Genomic DNA, 16,411 nt, shown 5'->3' on the forward strand with positions numbered 1-16,411 from the left:
TTTAGCCGCCTGGTTTAATTGATGAAATTGTTTTGGGTTAAATAATAAGCAATTCTTGCGCGTTGCTTATGTGAACTATTATAAAAGAAATAGTTGGTTACGAAACAATGTTAACAATTCGCGTTGTTCGGGAAATAAAAAAAGCCACCGAAGATTCGGTGGCTTTTGAGTTTAGTGAATAGTGTTATTGATTAGTTTGTGTTGCGGGCTTGAACACCACCGCTGCTTTGTCGATCTTCGCACTGCGTTTTAATGCATACCCGACAGCAAACACCGCCGCGGCACAGGCCAGGAACAACAGGCGGCCCCACATTGGGTTTGGAATAAGCATCATCGCCGACAGACCAATTGCCATGTAGATAGTCAGGTCGCCCAGCTTGTTACGCTGCATGCGGTCAACGATGTCCTGCGCGTCGTCTTCAACACACTCGGTTTCAACATCTTTAAAGAACGCATTAGTCGCTTCGACGTTTGTATCTGCTTGCGGCTTATAGAACAGCGCGCTGAGGCAGAAGAAGCCACCGGTCAGCACCAGATGTGCAACGATTGGAATGATGGTTTTCAGTTCACTAACTTCACGGCCAGTCAGTTTCTCAACACCGAACCAGGACATTACATACTGTGGCGTGAACACATCAACCACCATCCAGGAGACGCCCAGACCGAAGATTACAGTCGCCCATGGTGCCCAGGAAGGCGTTCTGCGAATCAGCATACCGAAGAACAATGGAACCAGAATCGGTGATTGCAGCAGTGTTGCTACTTGCATCATTAGGTCGAACAGGCTGAGGTGCTTGAGCGAGTTAAAGAACTGCGCCATAAAGATAACCAGCAAGCCGTTAACCAGGCAGGCGATTTGTCCCGCACGCAGTTGCTCTTTATCGTTCGCTTTACCTTTACGCACAATCGTTGCGTAGAAGCTACGTACGAAGATACCGGAGTTACGGTTTAGCGCGGAGTCCATTGAAGACATGGTTGCAGCAAACAGGCCTGCCATCAGCAGCCCTACAGTACCCAATGGCATGGCTTCACGAGCGAACACCAGGTAAACCGCATCACGCGCTTTAGCGCCCAGCTCTGGATATTGTGCACCGGCATTCGGGTACAAAATCGCCGTTGCCCATGGTGGGATGAACCAAATCACCGCGCCAACCAGCATCATCAGCAGCGCCATCAGAGCGGCTTTGCTGGCGTTTTTGGAGTCTTTAGCATTCAGGAAACGGTAGGATTCCTGCATGTTGTTGATACTTTGCAACTGCTTCACAACGAAGAACAGGAAGGTGCCAACCATCAGTAACGGGTAGTTCATGTCCGGGCCAGTAAAGAAGCCAGACGGGAACTCAGTCACGATATTTGCCGGGCCGCCGACTGCCCATAGGGCAACCACCGCACAAGCTACGGAGATAACTGCAATAACCAGCGTCTGAATAAAGTCAGATGCCACCACGCCCCATGCGCCGCTCAGCATTGAAATGGCCAGAACCGCAAGGCCGGTAATCCAGATAGTAGTGATGATGTCAGCGTTAAATACAGCAGAGGCGAACACGCCAAGGCCATTTAGCCATACACCAGCGTTAATCACGCTCAGCGGGATAATCACCCAGGTAAAGAACTGCTCGTTGACCGGGCCAAAACGGCGACGTACCGCTTCAGTTGGCGTATCAACACGCATTTGACGGAAGCGACGAGCGAAGTAAGCCCACGCCAGAAGATAAGCAAACATGTTGCCGATAAATACTGCAAGAACTGCGAAGCCATCGGTAAAGGCTTTACCAGCTGCCCCGGTGAAGGTCCAGGCAGAGAACTGCGTCATAAACGCGGTTGCCCCAACCATCCACCACAACATCTTGCCGCCTCCGCGGAAGTAGTCGCTGGTACTGTTATTGGCCATTTTTTTGAACAGTAGGCTAATGGCTACCATTAATAAGAAATAACCCGCTATTACAATGTAATCGTAAGACATTGTAGTTCCCTATGAGTTAGTTTGAATTGGAAAGATTAAAACACGCGAATCACATAACTTGAAATATCGTTTCATTATTTATTTTAAATAGCAGATAACGATCATGTTTTTGAATTTTTTGTCGTTATGAAAATGAGGTTTTGCCGAGTGATTATTTTTATATTGTTTATTTTTTACGCTAACTCATTGAAATTTTGTTAAGAGAAAATAAAATCTTCGGAATTCTCGAGTTGTTACTCAGGGTGAGTGATGGCTATTTCTCTAATTTCCCCTGCACCAAAATATGGCATGAAAATTTTGGAATCGGTTAAATATAAAAATTACTTATAAATATAAGTAACGTAAAAATTGGGAATTCTCCTCTGTCAGGGTTCTGGCATTTTTTTTATCGTCCATAAACTCTATTTTCATGAGATGGGCTTATGAATCGATATTCCACCTTAGTGCTACTCAGCACCCTGACCATGACAACTCTTGCCCACGCCGATGCGTTGGATGGCCTGTTTGATAACTCCATTGTGGGGTCTATTTCGCAGGCGATTAACGACGCCTACAAACCGAGTGACAGCCGTAATGACGACAACGACGACCGCCGTTGGGACGAAAGCCAGCGTCGAGATGATGACGATCGCCGCCAGTATGAAGACCGGCACCGTCAGCTCGAAGACCGTCGACGCCAGCTTGACGACCAGCAACGCCAGTTGGATCAACAACGCCGCCAGCTCGAAGAAGACGAACGCCGTTTGGATGATGATTTTCGGTAAGTTTTGCATTCTGCGAGCCGGGTTCTGGAATGACTGTTAACCGGAAGTATTTCGATTTTGTTGTGTTAGGTTGTGATAATTATTGGTGGATGTCGCAATGCTAATCCCACCACATGTCGGATTAGCGCAGCGACATCCGATATGAAACAAGGATGCTTCAATGTCGAGTTACCGTCGTATGCGTGTTTCTGGTGGAACATGGTTCTTCACCGTAAATCTGCAAAACCGGCAGGCTGACTTGCTCACCAGGTATATTGCTGAGTTAAGACAATCCATTCTAAAAGTGAAACAACGTCATCCATTCGAGATAAATGCCTGGGTGGTTTTACCCGATCATATGCATTGCATCTGGACACTTCCTCCTAATGAAAGCGATTTCCCACAGCGCTGGCAGGAGATTAAAAAGACATTCACTTCATCTCTGGCTGTGCGGCGAGGCACCGTCTGGCAAAAACGTTTTTGGGAGCATTGCATCAGGGACGAGCGCGATTACACAACGCATGTCGATTACGTTTACATCAACCCGGTTAAACACGGGCGGGTGAATAAGGTTTGCGAATGGCCATATTCTTCTTTTCACCGCGATGTAAGAAAAGGACTTTATCCGGTGGATTGGGCAGGCGTGGTGGGAGATTTAAATGTTGGTGAACGAAGGTTTTTTCGCGATTGATACAGTGGTGGATGTCGCTGCGCTAATCCCCCCTACGAAAGAGCGTGGTTTGTAGGTCGGATTAGCGCAGCGACATCCGGCATTAAACACGCGGAACTAAACGCTATTCCACCCGAATAACCATCCCGTCAAACCCGGCCTCAAACCCTTTGGGGAGTTCATTCTCCAACAGCCAACAATCAAACTGGTGGCTGATATGTGTGAGAACAACGCGCGGGCAGCCAATCTGTTTATTAAGCTCGATAACGGTATTCAAATCGCAATGGTTTTTTGGTGTTTCGGGACGCGGTTCATGGCTGCAATCAATCACGATGACATCAGGTTTATTATTTGCCAGATACTTCAGCGTTTTCTCAGGCAACCCGGCGGTGTCGCTGAGCCACGCCACACGACTGTGCGGGGTTTCAAAAAAATAGCCCAGCGTCAATTTTGAATGGTTGAGCGGTAAGGGAGTTACGCGCAGCGCCTGCAAGGTAAACCAGACGAAGGGTTCAAGCGTGTGACTGAAATCGAGAATACCGGGGTGTTTAAACAGATCGTCGCAGCCCTGCTCATCGGCCGGACCGTAAACGGGGATTTTATCGCCCACACCCCAGCGCAGTGGGAATAAACCCTGCACGTGGTCCATATGGTAATGGGTGAGCAAAAACTGCTTAAATTCCCCGGGCTGCCAGAGGTCCATTAAATCGGGAATACCCGCATCCAGCAGCGTCACTGCATCGTTGAACTTCACCACGGCGCTACAGGGTTTACGGCGGTGTTGCGGATTATTGCGAGCTCGCTCGCAGGCGGCACAGAAACAGCCAAAGGCGGGCACTAGCTGTGCGCCGCCGGTTCCGCTAAGGGTTAACGTCAGAGTCACTCAAACTCTCCATCGGCTTAGTAAACCGGAAATGAGTCTTTTGATAACCCTCTCGCTCATAAAAACGGTGGGCGTCATATCGTTTGGTGCTGGTGGAAAGCTCGGTCAGCTCAGCGCCAGCGAGCCGGGCATATTCTTCGGCCCAGCTCAGCAACTTGCTGCCCACACCAAAACCACGCGCTTGCGGCATCACCACCAGTTCCTGAATTTCACCTACCCAGTTCACATGGTGCAGATGAAACTGCATATGCAAACCAATCATGCCTATCACTTCGCCATCCAGCAGAGCCAAATGGTAATGCAAATTACGTTCTGCGAGGTTTGCCGCAAATCCAACGTTAAAGGCCTGGCGGTCAAATTCCGCCTGTTTCAATTCGCAAATCAAACCATAAACGGTATTGCTGTCAGCAAGTGTGGCGGGGCGCAGTGCAACGGTTCCAGACATTACGCGGTTCCTTGTGAATTTTTGGTGGATGTCGCTACGCTAATCCACCCTACAACGGCGTTTCGTAGGTCGGATTAGCGTAGCGACATCCGACATTAGCGCTTAAGCGTAAGACGTATAAACGACGAGACAGACTCATCAAGACTACCGTCGTTATTGAGTATCATGCAATCGTCCAAATCTGGCGCATAGAATGCCGCACGTTGCAGGCGTTGTTCGATTTGCTGCGCGGTTTCACGCCCGCGCGCCTCAAGGCGCTTACGCAAAACATCGCTCGAAACATGCAGACAAATTGGCACCAGCGCTTCGGCGTAACGCGCACGAGCCTGCGCCAGATGCTGGCGCGAGCCGTTCACCACCACGTCGAACCCGGAATCAAGCCAGATATCCAGCTCGATGCCCACGCCATAACTTTGGTGATGCGCCTGCCAGCACAGGGCGAATAGCCCCTGTTGCTGGCGCTGAACGAACTCCTTTTCACTCAAAGCGATATGGTTTTCACACCCGGCGTCGGCGGCGCGGGTAATGTAGCGGTGCGCCACCAGTAGTTGATTATTCTCCTGCTGGCGCAGTGCCGTCAGCAGGCTGTCTTTCCCGGAGCCTGACGGCCCCATCAACCAGACTATTTTGCTCATCAGAACACCCGTATTCCCTGACGCCAGACATGGCCGACGTGGACATGATCACCGTGAAGATGCGCCAGCACCATATCGGCACGCTTGCCTTCTGCGAGCACGCCCCGGTCATTGAGATTCAATGCTTTGGCTGGGTTGCGTGTCACCAGCGCCACCGCTTGTGGCAGGGTGAAACTGTTCGATTCGTCCTGGGCGACGCGGAACGCAGCATCCAGCAAACTCGCCGGGTAGTAGTCGGACGAGAGAATATCGAGCAGGCCGACTTGTGCGAGTTCATGCGCCGCCACATTGCTGGAATGCGAGCCACCGCGCACGATATTCGGCGCGCCCATCAGCACGCTTAAACCATGCTGGCGTGAGGCTTGCGCGGCTTCAAGCGTAGTCGGGAATTCAGCGATTACGCTACCCAACTCATGTGATTCCACCACGTGCGCCGCAGTCGCGTCATCATGGCTGGCGAGCGCGATATTGCGCGCGCGGCATTCAGCGGCAATCGCCAGACGATTGGGCTGTGACCAGCGCTCAGCAAGGGCCAGTTGCTCGGCTTCATAGCTGTTCATATCCGCATCGTTAAGCGAATATTTGCCCTGGTAATATTCACGATACTTCACCAGATTGGAGAACTGGCGCTGGCCTGGTGAGTGGTCCATTAATGACACCAGCGACACGCCGCTGCGTTCGATCAACTGCTGGAATAGTGGCAGTGTGGTGTGATGTGGCAGTTCGCAGCGCAGGTGCAGGCGGTGCTCGGCACGGTTTACGCCACGCGCCTGGCTGTCCATCACCGCGTTAATCATTTTTTCGAGATTTTCCAGGCGGTCACCGCCGTCACGCACATCGCCGAGTGCTACGGCGTCCAGCACGGTCGTTATGCCGCTTGCTACCATTAATGCATCGTGGCTGCTCATCGCGGAATGCGCGGGCCAGTCCACTTTCGGGCGTGGGGTAAAGAATTTGTCGAGGTTGTCGGTATGCAGCTCGATAAGCCCCGGCAGCAACCAACCACCTGCGCCATCGTGCGCTTGTGGCAACTGGCTTTGGCTATCGGCAAAATTACGAATCACCCCATCGGCCACCTCCAGTGAACCACTCACCACTTCATTTTCCAGCACCAGTTTGACGTTATTAATGATCATTTTTTGCCTCGACTGTCGCCATAGAATGCAGCCTGTCTGCTACCTGATTGCGTACCGCTTCATCGTGGAAGATCCCAACCACAGCGGCACCGCGTGCTTTGGCTTCCAGAATCAAATCCACCACTGCCGCACTGTTTTTTGCATCCAGCGAGGCGGTCGGTTCATCAAGCAGCAAAATCGGATAATCGACGATAAAGCCGCGGGCGATGTTTACGCGCTGTTGCTCGCCACCGGAAAAAGTCGAAGGTGCCAGGTTCCACAGGCGTTCCGGCACGTTCAGACGTGTCAGTAACATTGACGCCTTGTCTTCGCAGACATCACGCGACACACCCAAATCGAGCAGCGGCTGCATCACCACTTCGAGCGCAGAAATACGCGGGATAACGCGCAAAAACTGGCTTACCCAGCCGATGGTCTGGCGGCGCACCGCCAGCACGTCACGGGCCGGAGCCTGCACAATATCGAGCCACTCGTCGTTATGTTTGACCCAGATATGCCCTTCGTCGGGCAAATAGTTGGCGTACAACGAACGTAACAGTGTCGATTTCCCACTACCGGAATGGCCGTGTAGCACCACGCATTCGCCCGATTCCACTTCCAGTGAGGCATTGGCCAGTACCGGCAAACGGATACCGTGCTGATGGTGTAACACAAAGGTTTTGCTCAGGTTTTCAACCCGTAATCTGGTCATCGTGCGCACCTAATTCTGAAGGACGGAAGAAACAAGCAGTTGGGTATACGGGTGGTGCGGGTCGTCCAGCACGCGGTCAGTCAGGCCGCTTTCCACCACGTGTCCTTGCTTCATGACCAGCAGGCGGTCCGCCAGCAAACGGGCGACGCCCAAATCGTGGGTGACGATCACCACGGCCAGATTCAGTTCGCGCACCAGTCCACGCAGCAGGTCGAGCAAACGCGCCTGCACGGAAACATCCAGCCCGCCGGTTGGCTCATCCATAAACACCAGTTTCGGGTGCGTCACCAGGTTGCGGGCAATTTGCAGGCGCTGCTGCATGCCGCCGGAAAATGTGGTTGGCAGGTCGTCGATACGCGAGGCAGGGATTTCCACCTCTTCTAACCAGCGCTCGGCGATGGCACGGATATCACCGTAATGGCGCGCGCCGGTTGCCATTAAACGCTCGCCAATGTTGCCGCCCGCAGAAACGTGGCGGCGCAGGCCGTCCATCGCATGTTGATGAACTACGCCCCATTCGGTGCGCAGCAGGCGGCGGCGTTCGCCTTCGCTCATGTCGTACAGCGACGAGTCGAGATAAACCACTTCGCCGTTTTGCGGAGCGAGACGGGCAGAAATCGACTTCAGCAACGTGGTTTTCCCAGAGCCAGATTCGCCAACAATCCCCAGCACTTCGCCAGGATAAAGCTCGAATGACACATCGCTAAAGCCTTTACCGGGTGCATAAAGGTGGGTCAGGTTATTGACGGAAAGTAACGGTCGAGTCATTTGGTCGCAGCCTCGCTGTTCTGGCGGCAGAAATCGGTATCGGAGCAGACGAACATGCGGTTGCCCGCATCGTCGAGCACCACTTCGTCGAGGTAGCTGTGGTGCGAGCCGCAAATCGCGCACGGTTCTTCCCACTCCTGGACGGTAAACGGATGGTCGTCAAAATCGAGACTTTCGACGCGGGTATACGGCGGCACCGCGTAAATGCGTTTTTCACGCCCGGCACCGAACAGTTGCAGCGCGGGCATCATGTCCATTTTCGGGTTATCGAATTTCGGAATCGGCGACGGGTCCATCACGTAGCGTTCGTTCACTTTCACCGGGTAGGCGTAAGTGGTGGCGATGTGGCCAAAACGGGCGATGTCTTCGTACAATTTCACCTGCATCACGCCGTATTCTTCAAGCGCGTGCATGGTGCGGGTTTCGGTTTCGCGTGGTTCGATAAAGCGCAGCGGCTCAGGAATCGGTACCTGGAAAATCAAAATCTGGTCTTCGGTGAGCGGCGTTTCCGGAATGCGGTGGCGCGTCTGAATTAGCGTTGCGTCGGCGGTGGATTCCGTGGTTGCCACGTTAGTCACACGCTTGAAGAAGTTGCGAATCGACACGGCGTTGGTGGTGTCGTCTGCGCCCTGGTCAATCACCTTCAGCACGTCGTTTTCGCCAATCACGCTGGCGGTGATCTGAATGCCGCCTGTGCCCCAGCCATATGGCATCGGCATTTCACGGCCGCCAAACGGCACCTGATAACCCGGAATGGCGACCGCTTTCAGAATGGCGCGACGCAGGGTGCGCTTGGTTTGTTCATCCAGATAAGCAAAGTTGTAGCCGGAGAGTGCCTTAGTCACGATTACGTTCCTTTTGCAGACGTTTAAGCAGTTCCAGTTCGGCCTGGAAATCGACGTAGTGCGGCAGTTTCAGGTGTGAGACAAACCCGGCTGCTTCGACGTTATCAGCGTGGGCCAGTACGAACTCTTCGTCCTGTGCCGGGCCTGCTACTGTTTCGTCGTAGTCCGGGGCTTGCAGTGCACGGTCAACCAGCGCCATCGCCATCGCTTTGCGTTCGCTCATGCCGAACACCAGCCCGTAGCCACGCGTGAAGTGCGGGTCTTCATCAGCAGGGGCCACAAAGCCGTTAACCATTTCGCACTCGGTTAGCAGTAGTTCGCCGATATTGACTGCAAAACCCAGCTCTTCCGGCACAATTTCCAGATCGATATAGCCACTGCGAATTTCTGCCGCAAACGGGTGATTGCGCCCGTAACCACGCTGTGTGGAGTAGGCGAGTGCCAGTAAATAGCCTTCGTCACCGCGCACCAGTTGTTGCAGGCGTGAGGAGCGTGAACATGGGTAAACCGGCGGCTGGCGGGTAATGTCGTCAGGCTTTTCGCCGTTATCTTCTTCCGCTTTTGCCAGCCCCTGATTTGCCAGCAGACTGAACACGTGCGGAGCGGGTTCGCTGTGCTCGTCAGCCGTTTTAAGCGTTGGCGTTTCGCCGTTGGCAAGTAGGGTGAAATCCAGCAGGCGATGGGTGTAATCGTAAGTCGGGCCAAGTAACTGGCCGCCCGGCACATCTTTATAAACCGCCGAAATACGGCGCTCGATACGCATCTGGGCAGTATTCATCGGTTCACTCACCGCCAGGCGCGGCAGCGTGGTGCGGTAAGCGCGCAGCAGGAAGATGGCTTCAACCATGTCTCCGCTGGCCTGCTTGATGGCGAGTGCCGCCAGTTCGCGGTCGGCAATGCCGCCTTCAGTCATCACGCGATCAACGGCCAGCCCTAGCTGCTGCTCGATTTGTGCCACATCCAGTTCCGCGAGATTTTGGTCACCACGGCGGTTGTGTTCCTGAAGTTGATGGGCGGCGGCTATCGCCTTCTCGCCCCCTTTGACGGCGACGTACATCAGCACACCTCCACATGAGTGGTGCGAGGGATCGCCAGCAGGCGCTCGCCACAGGTCAGAATCAGGTCGATGCCCAACGGGAACGGGTGCGGGCGCTCGGTGAGTTCATGAATGACACAATCAGGCAGTTGTGGAGCAATCATGCGTTCTTCACGAATGCCCGCGCCGGTTAAGCGCAGCATGCGACCGCCACTCAGGCTCGGTACCTGTAAAATCAGTGTCGCGCTGGTGTCGGGGGCGACGTCTGTTCCCTGCGCCAGTGCGTTGAGCTGGTCGGCGGTAATCGCGCTGTCGGCAACGGCAAACTGCGCGTGCTCAGGCGTCAAGGAAATTGAAGAATTTGTATGGAATCGGACATTTTGCAGCGCCACATCGTTAGTCAGCGCGTCACTAATCCACACCGGCGTGTCGTTATCGGCCAGCGTCAGCAGCACGCTGGTGGAGGCGATATTCAGTGGTTTCCAGCCATGTTGCAGTGAATGGAGCGCCACGATAACGCCCGGCTCGCTCATCGCTTTGAGCAGGCGACGGAAGCTCTGTTGTGCATCCTGCACGGGCAGGTTAAAAGCGGTCATCAGGGTCATGCGTTATCTCCGCGAACCAGAGTGAAGAAGTCGACTCGGCTGCTGTTAATTTGGGTGCGACGGGCGGCCAGGCGTTGTTCACGGTTGGCGGCCAGCGGAGCAATTAAGGTTTCTTGCAATGTCCGGAACTGAACTTGTTCCTGCATCAGCGCATCGATCACGGCACAGCGTTCGGCGTGGGCTTTATCGCGCCCTGATATGTAGCTGTAGCCGTAAGTCCCGTTGGCGAGTTGTACGACCGCACGGGTCAGCGTGGCGTCACCGGCAAAAAAACGTTGCCCGGTGGCGCCCATTCGCGCCTGAATTTGTACCAGGCCTGTTTCTGGCTGGCGTATTACCTGATATTCGGGATTGAGTTTTTGTTCTGCCCAAAGTGCTGCCAGTTCTTGAGGCAGGCTGTGGGCGAGCACGGCCATCCACTGCTGGCGCTGTGCTGTATCAAAATGCGTTGCGTCCATTTAGTGCTCCATGGTGAATTCAATCATGTCGGCGCGGGTCAAACTGACGGAGTATTCCGCAGGCGAGGCGTCACCCTCATGGTGGTTGAGAGTGCGCACACACAGCAGCGGAGACATATTCGGGATCTCCAGCAGGCGACTTTCTTTGGCCTGAGCACGGCGTGCGCTGATGCGTGTTTGGGTGCGTGTGAGGTTGATACCGAGTTGGGTTTGAATCACGTCGTGCAGCGAACCGCTGGTGAACTGTTGCAGCGTGGGCCACCAGGCAAGTTCCGCAAAGTAATGGTCGATAAGGCACACCGCGATACCGTTAACGCGGCGCAGTGTGCGCAGGTGAATAATGTTCTCGCCTTCGGTGACGCCCAGCGCGTCTGCCACACTATTTGAGGCCGGGCGCAGCACCGCGAGTAAGCGCTCGCTGGTGGGGTGGCTTCCCTGGTCTAGCAGGTTCTGACTAAAGCGTGCCTGTGCATTTAACGGGTAGTCGAACGGGCGCATCAGCACCAGCACACCAATTCCCTGGCGGCGCTGCACCCAGCCTTTCTCTACCAGTTGATCAATGGCACGGCGTAGCGTGTGGCGATTCACTTCGTAGCGCGCGGCCAGTTGGCTTTCGGCTGGCAGATAGTCGCCACCGCGGTAGTGGTTACGCAGCTCCACTTCAAGCAGGGCGGCAATTTCCTGGTAACGCGTCGGGTAACTGGTCGGATGTCTGGATAAGTGCATTTTCAACAAAGCCTCGTTAAATGAAATGCTTACGTAACCGTTGCGACATAAAGTCCAGCAGACTTACTGTGACGATGATGATGACCATCAGCGCGCAGGTTTGCTGGAACTGGAATCCACGAATCGCTTCCCAAAGCGTTACGCCAATCCCGCCTGCACCTACCATGCCAACCACCGTTGCTGAACGGACGTTCGATTCAAAGCGGTAAAGCGAGTAGGAGATAAGCAGTGGCATCACTTGTGGCAGCACGCCGTAGAGAATTTCTTCAAGCTTGTTAGCGCCGGTTGCACGAATGCCTTCCACCGGACCGGGTTCAATGGCTTCAACCGCTTCAGAAAGCAGTTTGGAAAGTACGCCAGTGGTGTGGATGAACAGCGCCAGCACACCGGCGAATGGGCCAAGACCAACGGCGACCACGAACAACATCGCAAAGACCATTTCGTTGATGGCGCGGCAGGCGTCCATCAGGCGGCGCATTGGTTGGTAAACCCACCATGGCACCAGGTTGTCGGCACACATCAGGCCACAAGGAATGGACAGTACGATGGCAAGGGCAGTGCCCCAGACGGCGATTTGCAAAGTGATAGACATTTCACCCAGATAGTCGCGCCACTGGCTGAAATCCGGCGGGAAGAAGTCGGCTGCAAAGGTGGCCATGTTGCCGGAATCTTTAATCAAGGTGAGCGGGGCCATTTCCGCGCCTTGCCAGGAGGCAACGAGTACCGCTAACAAAATCGCCCAGCTTAGTAGCGAGAACCAGCTACGTTTTGGTGCGGCGACTTGAATGGTTTGTTGCATGGGGTGCTCCGTGTTTGGGGCTTTAACCCTCTCCATCAGGGAGAGGGTTAGGGTTGTTTTTACTGAACCGCTTTATTCACGTTGCTCATGGCAGACAGTGCCGCAGTCAAACGATCCAGATCGCTAAGTTGGTTCTGCAACTCGCTGACTTTGATTGTTTTATCTTTGTCATCCATGCCTTTGTTGTCCTTCACACCCTGCATTTGTTTAAACAGAGCTAGCTGGCGAATAGGCACCAGTTGCAGGTCGCTGGACGGACGGAATGGAGCCCAGCCGAGACGGGTCAGGACGTCTTTCTCTTCCGGTGTTGTTCCGTAAGTCATAAAGAAGTCGTAGATCTTGTCTTTGGTGGTTTCAGACAGGTTTTTACGCCATGCGATTGGGTCGCCTGGGATCAGTGGAGATTTCCAGATGACTTTCAGTTCTTTAAGTTTTTCCGGTGCGGAAGTTTTCAGTTTTTCGAGGTTTTCGGTGTTGTTGGTTGCTACATCGACTTGCTTGTTAGCCACTGCCAGGGCGTTGGTTTCATGGCTGGCATTCACGGAGCGTTTAAACTCGCTCACCGATGCGTTGTTCTTGGCGAAAACGTAGTATCCGGGGACGAGGTAGCCAGAAGTAGAGTTCGGGTCACCGTTGCCGAAAGTCAGCTCTTTACGCTTTGCCAGCATGTCTTGCAGGTTGTTGATTGGGCTGTCTTTGTTAACAATCAGCACGCTCCAGTAACCCGGGCTGCCATCTGCCGCTACCGTCTGAGCAAATACCTGGCCGTTAGCGCGGTCTACTGCTTCCATAGCCGAAAGGTTGCCGTACCAGGCGATATCCACTTTGTTAAAGCGCATCCCCTGGATAATCCCTGCGTAATCCGGTGCGAAGAAAGCATTCACTTTCATGCCCAGTTTCTTCTCCATATCCTTCAGGAACGGGTCCCACTGCGGTTTCAGGTTTTGTTGTGATTCAGTCGAGATGATGCCGAAGTTCAGGGACTTTTCTTGTTCATCCGCATGAGCGGTGCTGAACAGAGTGCTGACGCTTAGCAGGCTGGTAAAGGCGAGGGCGGCAACTTTTTTGTAGCTCATGGCTGACTGTTCCTTGAAAGAGATAACAAAGTTGTTAAGCAGCAACCGCGTCAACGCGATTCATGCTGCGGTAAAGATTGCCCAGACGTTCGTTGTCGAACTCAGAGCTGCTTCCGTCGTAAAACACATGGCCCTGACGCAGAGCGACAATGCGTTCGCAATAGCGCAGGGCGTAGTCCACCTGATGCAGCGTCACCACTACGGTGATGCCATCCAGGCGGTTAATGTCGTGCAGCGTTTCCATCACGATGCGGGCTGATTCCGGGTCGAGTGAGGCTATCGGCTCATCGGCGAGAATCACTTTTGCTTGCTGCATCAGCGCACGGGCAATCGCCACGCGCTGTTGTTGCCCACCGGACAGGGTGGACACGCGCTGATACGCAAATTGCGTCATGCCGACGCGGGTCAGCGCCTGCAACGCACGTTGATGTTGTTCGCGGGTAAACCAGTTAAAACAGGTGCGCCAGAACGGCGTGGAACCCAGTGCGCCAATCAGTACGTTTTCCAGTACCGTCAGGCGGTTCACCAGGTTGAACTGCTGGAAGATGTAGCCGGTGTGAGCACGACTCTTGCGGATGTCACCTGCCAGACGGCCCGCTTTTTGGACGGTGCGGCCAAGCAACTCAACATGGCAATCAGGTGATTTATCAGAAGTAATCAGACCGCTCAGGTGGCGTAAGAGGGTGGATTTGCCTGAACCAGAAGGCCCCAGCAGAGCGACCATCTCACCTTCATTAACTTCCAAATCAACAGCATTTAATGCCTGATGCTGGTTGAAGGTTTTGCTCAATTTGTTGACGCGAATAATTGTTTGCATCATTCAGGCTCCTTAAAAAGTTGCCTCATGGTGCCGATGAAATGTGACGATTTTGTTAAGAATAAGTTTCGATATGATGAAGAGTGAGTTCCAGCCTGGAAGTCATCAGGCTAATCAGCTATTTGTCGTATTGTTTCACGCTTCGTTTTTGTCTTTGCTTACAGGTACCCTTTGGTGTTGGGAAAGCAGCGATGAGCAAAAACATTATTTTTTGTGCCGATGGCACATGGACCGCTCCCGGTGTAGAAAATCAAGCGGATGACGAAGCCGCAGCGAGTAACGTTTATCAATTTTTTGTTGATCTGAAAGGGAATGTTGATAAGCAGAGTTTGTTGTTAGCCAATGAGCAAGAAAAGATCCTTACCAATAGCAGTGGCGGGATCGTACAAGTTGCCAAGTACATTTATGGTATGGGCGATCCGCATAATGGTCTGGTGAAACGCCTCGGTGGCGCGTTTGGTGCCGAGTTGATCGTGCCGATCATTCGCGGATATAGCTTTATTAGTCGGCACTGGCAGGCGGGCGATCGTATCTATCTGGTGGGTTTTAGCCACGGTGCTTATACCGCGCGAGTGCTGGCGCAGATGATCATCGACCGTGGTTTATTAAATCGTGAAAAGCTGAATTTAAACGCTCGCAATAAAGATGAAGCGTGGCGTTTTGCTTCATCCGTATGGGCACAATATCTTGCTCATACTCCGGATATGAGCCCCAGCCTTTTGGGAAGTGTGGTGCGTGAGTTGCCGGGATTTTTCTGTGACAGTGTGGACCCAACCTGCATTTCGCGCCCGATGTCTATAGAAGCGGTTGCCGTGTGGGAAACCGTTGGGCAGATGGGGATTCCTAAGTATTTCAATGATAAGCGCTACAACGTTTTTCGTTTTAACAATACAGAGCTGCATTCACGGGTCAAATACGGGCTTCAGGCCATCGCCATTGATGAGCAGCGTCTCGATTTAGCGCCAGTGCTGTGGGATAACCGCGATCGTATTTTGCAGGTGATGTTTCCCGGTATTCATCATGATGTTGGTGGGGGCTATATTGGCACGGACGAAGACCGCAGCTTGTCGAATGGCGCGTACCTTTGGATGCATGATGCACTCGACGATTTGGGCGTTAATCTGGCACCCAGTGAAGTGGTGGCTGATCCACTTGGGCCGCTGCATTGTGACTGGTATCCGCCCACACGTTATCTGCGCATTATGCCCCGGCAACTCCCGCCGCCGGTTACCTCATCAACGATGGTCCACCAGTCGGTGATCGAGCGTCTTAGTTGTGGCACAACGCTACTTCAACAGTCGGCACTCAATGGTGAATGGCTGAACAGGTCATATAGTCCGCAGCCTTTGCAGGATTATTTACGCGGCGAGGGTGCAATCCCCATTAACTGGGCGATTGCACGTTAGTTAACTATTGGGAAACTACCGTCTGTTATGGAGCAGACGGTAGCGACCCAGAGCTTGGTTACATTGGTTTTTCGACATTCACCATCCACGGAATACCGTATTTATCGGTAAGCATGCCGAAGCCTTTTGCCCAAAATGTTTCGCTCCATGGCATGGTGACATCACCACCTGCGCTGAGACTATCAAACCAGCGTTTGCCTTCAGCGACATCTGTGGTGGTAAGGCTCAGCGCATAGCCCGTGTGTTTCACTTTATCGGCGCACATATTGCCGTCGCTCATCATCACTTCGCCACCGCCAATGCGCACATTGGCATGCATGATTTTATCGTCCGGCCAGTTAAAACCGCTGCTGCATCCTTCAGCCGACTGATTCTCGTCTTTTGGCATTTCACCAAAAGTCATTTTAAACAGTAACTCAGCACCGACGGCTTGTTTGTAGAACGCTATTGCTTCTTCGCAGGTGCCGTCAAAAAAGATGTAGGGTCCGATAGACATTGTTCGTTCCTCTCATTGCGGAGTGCAGAACAAGTTTAGTTGGGGGAGTTTGGGCAAGCCAGGCGGGGGGGAGGGATTTTCGGTTCACCCGAGAGGTTTTGATGCTTATGTAGGATCGGGGGTTTTTCCGTTCACCCGCACGTCTGGCGACTTCTGCAACTGTCGTTAACGGTGAACGTGCCAGGTGGCTCACGCCAGCCCCCTGGCGACCCC

19 protein-coding genes are annotated in these 16,411 nt (G+C 53.3%); 3 read left to right on the top strand and 16 right to left on the bottom strand.

What is annotated here, in order from left to right; genetic code table 11:
* Nucleotides 1-184: 184 nt before the first annotated feature.
* Nucleotides 185-1,963, bottom strand: a complete 1,779-nt coding sequence (locus M977_RS12550; RefSeq protein ID WP_064515451.1) for a sodium:solute symporter family protein — start codon at nucleotides 1,961-1,963, stop codon at nucleotides 185-187.
* Between the two features lie 422 nt (nucleotides 1,964-2,385).
* Here M977_RS12550 and yjdP point away from each other — a divergent pair, with 422 nt between their 5' ends.
* On the top strand, nucleotides 2,386-2,727 hold the full coding sequence (yjdP, locus tag M977_RS12555) for a DDRRRQL repeat protein YjdP (RefSeq protein ID WP_064515453.1): 342 nt from the start codon (nucleotides 2,386-2,388) through the stop codon (nucleotides 2,725-2,727).
* 160 nt (nucleotides 2,728-2,887) lie between these two features.
* Nucleotides 2,888-3,397 carry an REP-associated tyrosine transposase gene (locus M977_RS12560; RefSeq protein WP_064515455.1) on the top strand — a complete coding sequence of 170 codons (510 nt, stop codon included), beginning with the start codon at nucleotides 2,888-2,890 and terminating at the stop codon, nucleotides 3,395-3,397.
* 103 nt (nucleotides 3,398-3,500) lie between these two features.
* Here the strand turns inward: M977_RS12560 and phnP are convergent, their stop codons facing one another.
* From phnP to phnC, 14 genes are all read right to left on the bottom strand, one after another.
* A complete protein-coding gene (gene phnP / locus M977_RS12565) occupies nucleotides 3,501-4,259 on the bottom strand; it encodes a phosphonate metabolism protein PhnP (RefSeq protein ID WP_064515457.1) in 759 nt (252 codons plus the stop codon).
* A complete protein-coding gene (gene phnO / locus M977_RS12570; protein ID WP_064515459.1) occupies nucleotides 4,237-4,704 on the bottom strand; it encodes an aminoalkylphosphonate N-acetyltransferase in 468 nt (155 codons plus the stop codon). The genes phnP and phnO overlap by 23 nt, the downstream gene beginning before the upstream one ends.
* Before the next feature lie 95 nt (nucleotides 4,705-4,799).
* Nucleotides 4,800-5,339, bottom strand: a complete 540-nt coding sequence (phnN, locus tag M977_RS12575; protein WP_064515461.1) for a ribose 1,5-bisphosphokinase — start codon at nucleotides 5,337-5,339, stop codon at nucleotides 4,800-4,802.
* The gene (gene phnM / locus M977_RS12580) at nucleotides 5,339-6,475 is read right to left on the bottom strand and encodes an alpha-D-ribose 1-methylphosphonate 5-triphosphate diphosphatase (protein ID WP_064515463.1); all 1,137 of its coding nucleotides are present in this window, start codon (nucleotides 6,473-6,475) and stop codon (nucleotides 5,339-5,341) included. Before phnM ends, phnN begins: the two co-directional genes overlap by 1 nt.
* Nucleotides 6,465-7,166 (bottom strand): phosphonate C-P lyase system protein PhnL, encoded by a 702-nt coding sequence (phnL, locus tag M977_RS12585; protein WP_064515465.1) that lies wholly within the window; start codon nucleotides 7,164-7,166, stop codon nucleotides 6,465-6,467. Before phnL ends, phnM begins: the two co-directional genes overlap by 11 nt.
* A 9-nt stretch (nucleotides 7,167-7,175) precedes the next feature.
* Nucleotides 7,176-7,934 (bottom strand): phosphonate C-P lyase system protein PhnK, encoded by a 759-nt coding sequence (gene phnK / locus M977_RS12590; protein ID WP_064515467.1) that lies wholly within the window; start codon nucleotides 7,932-7,934, stop codon nucleotides 7,176-7,178.
* The gene (locus M977_RS12595) at nucleotides 7,931-8,779 is read right to left on the bottom strand and encodes an alpha-D-ribose 1-methylphosphonate 5-phosphate C-P-lyase PhnJ (RefSeq protein WP_064515469.1); all 849 of its coding nucleotides are present in this window, start codon (nucleotides 8,777-8,779) and stop codon (nucleotides 7,931-7,933) included. The genes phnK and M977_RS12595 overlap by 4 nt, the downstream gene beginning before the upstream one ends.
* A complete protein-coding gene (locus M977_RS12600) occupies nucleotides 8,772-9,836 on the bottom strand; it encodes a carbon-phosphorus lyase complex subunit (RefSeq protein WP_064515471.1) in 1,065 nt (354 codons plus the stop codon). The genes M977_RS12595 and M977_RS12600 overlap by 8 nt, the downstream gene beginning before the upstream one ends.
* On the bottom strand, nucleotides 9,836-10,420 hold the full coding sequence (gene phnH, locus M977_RS12605) for a phosphonate C-P lyase system protein PhnH (RefSeq protein WP_064515474.1): 585 nt from the start codon (nucleotides 10,418-10,420) through the stop codon (nucleotides 9,836-9,838). The genes M977_RS12600 and phnH overlap by 1 nt, the downstream gene beginning before the upstream one ends.
* Nucleotides 10,417-10,878, bottom strand: coding sequence for a phosphonate C-P lyase system protein PhnG (gene phnG, locus M977_RS12610; protein WP_064515476.1), 462 nt, complete (start codon nucleotides 10,876-10,878; stop codon nucleotides 10,417-10,419). The genes phnH and phnG overlap by 4 nt, the downstream gene beginning before the upstream one ends.
* A complete protein-coding gene (phnF, locus tag M977_RS12615) occupies nucleotides 10,879-11,604 on the bottom strand; it encodes a phosphonate metabolism transcriptional regulator PhnF (RefSeq protein ID WP_064515479.1) in 726 nt (241 codons plus the stop codon).
* Between the two features lie 16 nt (nucleotides 11,605-11,620).
* Nucleotides 11,621-12,403 carry a phosphonate ABC transporter, permease protein PhnE gene (phnE, locus tag M977_RS12620; RefSeq protein ID WP_083962938.1) on the bottom strand — a complete coding sequence of 261 codons (783 nt, stop codon included), beginning with the start codon at nucleotides 12,401-12,403 and terminating at the stop codon, nucleotides 11,621-11,623.
* 59 nt (nucleotides 12,404-12,462) lie between these two features.
* A complete protein-coding gene (gene phnD / locus M977_RS12625) occupies nucleotides 12,463-13,479 on the bottom strand; it encodes a phosphonate ABC transporter substrate-binding protein (protein WP_064515483.1) in 1,017 nt (338 codons plus the stop codon).
* 34 nt (nucleotides 13,480-13,513) lie between these two features.
* Complete coding sequence (gene phnC / locus M977_RS12630) at nucleotides 13,514-14,296, bottom strand: phosphonate ABC transporter ATP-binding protein (RefSeq protein ID WP_064515495.1); 783 nt, start codon at nucleotides 14,294-14,296, stop codon at nucleotides 13,514-13,516.
* A gap of 191 nt (nucleotides 14,297-14,487) precedes the next feature.
* Between phnC and M977_RS12635 the strand changes: the two genes are divergently transcribed.
* On the top strand, nucleotides 14,488-15,702 hold the full coding sequence (locus M977_RS12635) for a phospholipase effector Tle1 domain-containing protein (RefSeq protein ID WP_064515485.1): 1,215 nt from the start codon (nucleotides 14,488-14,490) through the stop codon (nucleotides 15,700-15,702).
* Between the two features lie 58 nt (nucleotides 15,703-15,760).
* Here M977_RS12635 and yjdN read toward each other — a convergent pair whose 3' ends face one another.
* The gene (yjdN, locus tag M977_RS12640; protein WP_064515487.1) at nucleotides 15,761-16,198 is read right to left on the bottom strand and encodes a VOC family metalloprotein YjdN; all 438 of its coding nucleotides are present in this window, start codon (nucleotides 16,196-16,198) and stop codon (nucleotides 15,761-15,763) included.
* Nucleotides 16,199-16,411: the final 213 nt, after the last annotated feature.

Origin of the sequence: Buttiauxella gaviniae ATCC 51604, from assembly GCF_001654835.1 — a bacterium.
Classification (GTDB): domain Bacteria; phylum Pseudomonadota; class Gammaproteobacteria; order Enterobacterales; family Enterobacteriaceae; genus Buttiauxella; species Buttiauxella gaviniae.

What these genes read in the sequence shown, in the direction of transcription:
- phnM (WP_064515463.1), bottom strand. Translation starts at nt 6,475, where the DNA reads ATGATCATTAATAACGTCAAACTGGTGCTGGAAAATGAAGTGGTGAGT.
- phnE (WP_083962938.1), bottom strand. Translation starts at nt 12,403, where the DNA reads ATGCAACAAACCATTCAAGTCGCCGCACCAAAACGTAGCTGGTTCTCG.
- M977_RS12635 (WP_064515485.1), top strand. Translation starts at nt 14,488, where the DNA reads ATGAGCAAAAACATTATTTTTTGTGCCGATGGCACATGGACCGCTCCC.
- phnN (WP_064515461.1), bottom strand. Translation starts at nt 5,339, where the DNA reads ATGAGCAAAATAGTCTGGTTGATGGGGCCGTCAGGCTCCGGGAAAGAC.
- phnH (WP_064515474.1), bottom strand. Translation starts at nt 10,420, where the DNA reads ATGACCCTGATGACCGCTTTTAACCTGCCCGTGCAGGATGCACAACAG.
- yjdN (WP_064515487.1), bottom strand. Translation starts at nt 16,198, where the DNA reads ATGTCTATCGGACCCTACATCTTTTTTGACGGCACCTGCGAAGAAGCA.
- phnL (WP_064515465.1), bottom strand. Translation starts at nt 7,166, where the DNA reads ATGACCAGATTACGGGTTGAAAACCTGAGCAAAACCTTTGTGTTACAC.
- phnK (WP_064515467.1), bottom strand. Translation starts at nt 7,934, where the DNA reads ATGACTCGACCGTTACTTTCCGTCAATAACCTGACCCACCTTTATGCA.
- phnD (WP_064515483.1), bottom strand. Translation starts at nt 13,479, where the DNA reads ATGAGCTACAAAAAAGTTGCCGCCCTCGCCTTTACCAGCCTGCTAAGC.
- phnO (WP_064515459.1), bottom strand. Translation starts at nt 4,704, where the DNA reads ATGTCTGGAACCGTTGCACTGCGCCCCGCCACACTTGCTGACAGCAAT.
- phnC (WP_064515495.1), bottom strand. Translation starts at nt 14,296, where the DNA reads ATGCAAACAATTATTCGCGTCAACAAATTGAGCAAAACCTTCAACCAG.
- M977_RS12560 (WP_064515455.1), top strand. Translation starts at nt 2,888, where the DNA reads ATGTCGAGTTACCGTCGTATGCGTGTTTCTGGTGGAACATGGTTCTTC.
- M977_RS12550 (WP_064515451.1), bottom strand. Translation starts at nt 1,963, where the DNA reads ATGTCTTACGATTACATTGTAATAGCGGGTTATTTCTTATTAATGGTA.
- phnF (WP_064515479.1), bottom strand. Translation starts at nt 11,604, where the DNA reads ATGCACTTATCCAGACATCCGACCAGTTACCCGACGCGTTACCAGGAA.
- phnG (WP_064515476.1), bottom strand. Translation starts at nt 10,878, where the DNA reads ATGGACGCAACGCATTTTGATACAGCACAGCGCCAGCAGTGGATGGCC.
- yjdP (WP_064515453.1), top strand. Translation starts at nt 2,386, where the DNA reads ATGAATCGATATTCCACCTTAGTGCTACTCAGCACCCTGACCATGACA.
- M977_RS12600 (WP_064515471.1), bottom strand. Translation starts at nt 9,836, where the DNA reads ATGTACGTCGCCGTCAAAGGGGGCGAGAAGGCGATAGCCGCCGCCCAT.